Raw genomic sequence first — 4,043 nt, 5'->3', positions numbered from 1 at the left:
CCCGACCGCCCCCGCACGCCGATCCCCTTCGCGGGCTCCCCGTGACACGCGGCCCCGACCACGGTGCCGGTGCCTGTGCCGGTGCCGGCACGGGATGGTCACCCGCCTCTCGCGGCCCCCGCCCCGCCGGGGGCCCGTACTCCGAGTGAATGCGGGGAAAATACGGGGAAAATACGGGGAAAACATGGGGAAAGGAGGGCACGGAGCGGTTCACCAGTTGGCCCTGATCCACTCCGCGATGTTGTGCACGGTGGCACGTGTGAAGTCCAGCGCCCTCACCCCCGCCTCGAACAGCGCCTTCTCGATCAGTCGCTCCAAGGCGGCAAGGGCCCCGGCCTTCGCGGCATTGGCCGCCCGGGCCCTGAACTCACTGTTCCGTGCCGCGTGACTCTGCACGATCCCACGGATATGCGCTTCGGACATTTATCCCCCTTTATCAAAAATCCACATCAAGAAAGTCGAAAACCTTGCGATCCCGGCGAATGTCCCACACCACGATGGTGCCGGCCGAACGGACCTCGGAGACCTTCACCCGCTGAACGTCCTCGACGCGTCCGATGACCTTGCCGAATCGACCACTCGCCGACAGGTCGATCTTGTTCACCACCACGCTGAGCAGTTCCGCCAACCCGTATCGGAAAGCGGACGAACAGCAGATGACCCGACAGTTGTCCCGCAATCGGGAGAACACCCCGGAGAATTCCGGATGCTTCCGCGAGAGCCTCTCGCACTCCTCCGCCATCAGGTGGCCGTTGAAGACCACGTGCCCGGAGTCGACCTCGAACCGGTCGTCCGGGGGCGAGAATCCGCAGTCGTCGTACGTGCGACTCCGGAACCACTCGGCGTAGGACGCCAGGAACGCCTCCTCGAAGTAGTCCGCCTTGGCCCCGATCCTCGCCTCCAGTTCGGCGCTCGGCGCGAAGAAGCCGTCCTTCCGCTCCTTGGCGAAGATCCAGGGCGGCGGAGCCAGCATGTCGACCTTGGTCAGGACGAGGGTGATCTTCCCCACCAGGGCCCTGCGCGCGTCCTCCCCCGCGGAGTCCAGGAGCCGGTCGAGGACGTTCCGGTCGTAGGTCACCGAACGGCTGTCGGCGTGCAGGGCCCACAACACCACGTCGCATTCCACGAGACGGGTGAGGTAGAGCTCCAGGTACCTCCTGTCGGCGGTGGCCGACTCACCGATTCCCGGCATGTCCCAGAAAACGATCTCGTGGCCGCGCGCGCCCTTCACGCGCACCGGTTCCGGCTCCTTCGTCGTGGGGGCGACGTCCCCGACTTCCAGCGTGGTGCCGAACAGCGCGTTGAGGAGGGATGATTTCCCCACTCCCGTCTGCCCGACGATCGCCACGGAAAGTGGTCGGGATTTCTCCTCCGCGACGGCCCTTCTCACCCTTTCCCGGATCTCCCGTTCATCGATTCGATCCATCACGCTCCCCCATTCGTGCGGCTCCGTCCGCTCCGGAACCGCGCTTTCCCGCCCCCCGGTACCCGCTCCCCCCGGGGGCGGGTACGAGAAATACGGGACAAGGATTCGAACATCGCACTTCGGGTCGCACGCATGGCCCCGATGGGACACGCGACGGCACGGCGCATCCGAAGAGTAGGGGGAAACGTCCGCTGATCACCCGATCATCTGAGGGATTTCATCTCTGCTCTTTCGACCTCGGCGCACCCGTGGAAAACCGGCCCGCGTCGGCCCCCGGCCGCGAACGGCAGACGGCTCCCACCGCCCTCCCCGAGGCTCGGTACCGACGGCTACGGTGTGGGCGTGGAGCGGGAGGAACTCTTCAGGAGATTGACCAAGTTGCGCCGGGCCAACAACGACGGAGGGCGCGCGCCGCACAAGCCACTGATGCTGTTGTGGCTGATCAACCGGTTCGTCGAACACGGCACCACGGAGGTGACCTACGAGGAGTTGGAGCAACCGGTCGGAACCCTGATCGACAAGTTCGGCCCTCCCGTGAGCCGCCCCTCGCGCGATCGGGCCGCCACACCGTTCGTACGCCTGGAGCGACACCTGTGGGCTCCTTCTGCCGAGGGCGCCGAGACGATCCCGACCCACTTCCCCGACCGTGGTTCGCGGTTGAGAGCGGTCGGGGCCCGGGGGCGGTTGCGGCCTGCCGTGGAGCGGCTGCTCGCCGACCCCGTGACCCTGGCCGAGGTCGTGGAGTCGCTGATCGACCACCACTTCACACCGGCCCTGCGGGAGAGTCTGCTGGAGGCGGCCGGGCCGGGACTGACCGACTTCGAGACGATCGCCGCCCGGTTGGTGCTCACCACCCGCCGTCCCCGCGACCCCGCGTTCCCCCGCCTCGTCCTGGACGCCTGGGGACGGGCGTGCGCGATGTGCGGGTACGACGGTCGCCTGGCCGGGATGTCGGTGGGCCTGGAGGCGGCGCACATCCATTGGCACAGCCAGCGCGGCCCGGACCGGAAGGACAACGGCCTGGCACTGTGCGTCCTGCACCACCGCCTCTTCGACCACGGGGTGCTGGGGCTGACCACCGGTGCCGAAACCCGCCTCCGGGTCTCCCCGTCGTACGAGGCGGAGACGCCCGCCGGCCGCGCCGTCCTGGAACTGGACGGCGCCCCGCTGCGGCGACCGGCCGACCCGAAGGCGTGGCCGGCGGTGGAGTACCTGGCCTGGCACGACCGCGAGGTGTTCCGGCACGCCCCCACCGCCGTGTGAGCCGGGCGGCGCCCCGCGCCGCCCGGCGGCGGTGCGGGGCGCGGCCCGGGCGGGTCACCAGCGGTCGTGCACCTGCGGCCGGATCCGCCGGTCGTACAGCTCGCGCACGGCTTCCAGCGTGGTGTCCGGCAGCGGCGCGAGGTCGGCCGCCGCCGCGTTGGCGCGGGCCTGCTCCGGGGAGCGCGCGCCGGGGATCACGGTGGTCACGCCGGGCTGCTGGAGGATCCACCGCAGCGCCGTCTGCGCGGGGGTGGCGCCCTCCGGGGCGAGGGCGGCGAACTCGCGGGCCGCCTCCACCCCGGTGGCGAAGTCCACGCCGGAGAAGGTCTCCCCCCGGTCGAAGGCCTGCCCCTCCCGGTTGTAGGTACGGTGGTCGTCGGCGGAGAAGGTGGTGTCGGCGGTGTACCGGCCGGACAGCAGCCCCGAGGCCAGCGGCACCCGGGCGATGATCCCGACCCCGGCCTCCCGGGCGGCGGGCAGGACCCGCTCCAGCGGCTTGAGACGGAAGGGGTTGAGGATGATCTGCACCGAGGTGGTGCCGGGGCGCGCGATGGCGGCCAGGGCCTCCTCGCAGGTCTCCACGCTGACGCCGTAGCGGGCGATGCGGCCCTCCGCGACGAGGGTGTCGAGGGCGTCGAAGACCTCGTCGGAGGAGTACACGGCGGTCGGCGGGCAGTGCAGCTGCACCAGGTCGATGGTGTCCACGCCGAGGTTGGCGCGCGAACGGTCGTTCCAGGCACGGAAGTTGTCGAGGCTGTAGTGCTCGGGGAGCTGCTCGACGCGGCGGCCCATCTTGGTCGCCACCATCACTCCGACGCCCGGGTTCTCCCGGCGCCAGGCGGCGATCAGGCGCTCACTGCGGCCGTCCCCGTAGACATCGGCGGTGTCCAGGAAGGTGACCCCGGCCTCCGCCGCCGCGTCCAGCACGGCCATGGCGTCCTTCTCGCTCACCTCTCCCCAGTCGGCGCCCAGTTGCCAGGTGCCGAGTCCGATCACCGATGCCCGCTGCCCCGACCTGCCGAATTCACGCTGCTCCATGCCGGCCATTCTCGCAGTCGGGGTGTCCGCCGCCGGCCCCCGGCGTGATTCGGGCGGTTCCGGAACCCGACGACCGGACGGGCCTCCCGGAGCCGGCCGGGCGCACAATCCGCTACCGCTCCCTCACCCGCCGGTCCATGATGGCCCCATGGCCCCCGATTCCCGCCGGTGGTGGACCGAGATGGTCGTCGGCCTCGGCACCACCACCCTCCTCGCCCTCGCTCTCGCGCTCGTCCTCGTCGCCGGACACACCGCCGGCGGAAGGGGGACGGCGTGAGCACCGTCCCGACCCCACCCACCGGCGGGACTCCCCCAC

At 70.4% G+C, this 4,043-nt stretch carries 5 protein-coding genes; 2 read left to right on the top strand and 3 right to left on the bottom strand.

Annotated elements, in window-relative coordinates:
• Positions 1 to 210: 210 nt before the first annotated feature.
• Together FNQ90_RS14880 and FNQ90_RS14875 are read right to left on the bottom strand one after the other, a co-directional pair.
• Positions 211 to 423 carry a hypothetical protein gene (locus tag FNQ90_RS14880; protein WP_182606823.1) on the bottom strand — a complete coding sequence of 71 codons (213 nt, stop codon included), beginning with the start codon at positions 421 to 423 and terminating at the stop codon, positions 211 to 213.
• 13 nt (positions 424 to 436) lie between these two features.
• The gene (locus FNQ90_RS14875) at positions 437 to 1,426 is read right to left on the bottom strand and encodes a GTPase family protein (protein ID WP_182606822.1); all 990 of its coding nucleotides are present in this window, start codon (positions 1,424 to 1,426) and stop codon (positions 437 to 439) included.
• 342 nt (positions 1,427 to 1,768) lie between these two features.
• On the opposite strand from FNQ90_RS14875, the gene FNQ90_RS28465 reads away from it, so the two are divergent.
• A complete protein-coding gene (locus tag FNQ90_RS28465) occupies positions 1,769 to 2,689 on the top strand; it encodes a phosphorothioated DNA-binding restriction endonuclease (protein WP_182606821.1) in 921 nt (306 codons plus the stop codon).
• Positions 2,690 to 2,743: 54 nt separating this feature from the next.
• Here FNQ90_RS28465 and FNQ90_RS14865 read toward each other — a convergent pair whose 3' ends face one another.
• Complete coding sequence (locus FNQ90_RS14865; protein ID WP_182606820.1) at positions 2,744 to 3,727, bottom strand: aldo/keto reductase; 984 nt, start codon at positions 3,725 to 3,727, stop codon at positions 2,744 to 2,746.
• Positions 3,728 to 3,875: 148 nt separating this feature from the next.
• Here FNQ90_RS14865 and FNQ90_RS28165 point away from each other — a divergent pair, with 148 nt between their 5' ends.
• A complete protein-coding gene (locus FNQ90_RS28165; RefSeq protein WP_267133054.1) occupies positions 3,876 to 4,004 on the top strand; it encodes a hypothetical protein in 129 nt (42 codons plus the stop codon).
• Positions 4,005 to 4,043: the final 39 nt, after the last annotated feature.

Source organism: Streptomyces alkaliphilus, assembly GCF_014141535.1.
GTDB lineage: Bacteria > Actinomycetota > Actinomycetes > Streptomycetales > Streptomycetaceae > Streptomyces > Streptomyces alkaliphilus.
The sequence above is the reverse complement of the archived record's forward strand: the minus strand, read 5'-3'. Positions and strand labels throughout refer to the sequence as shown.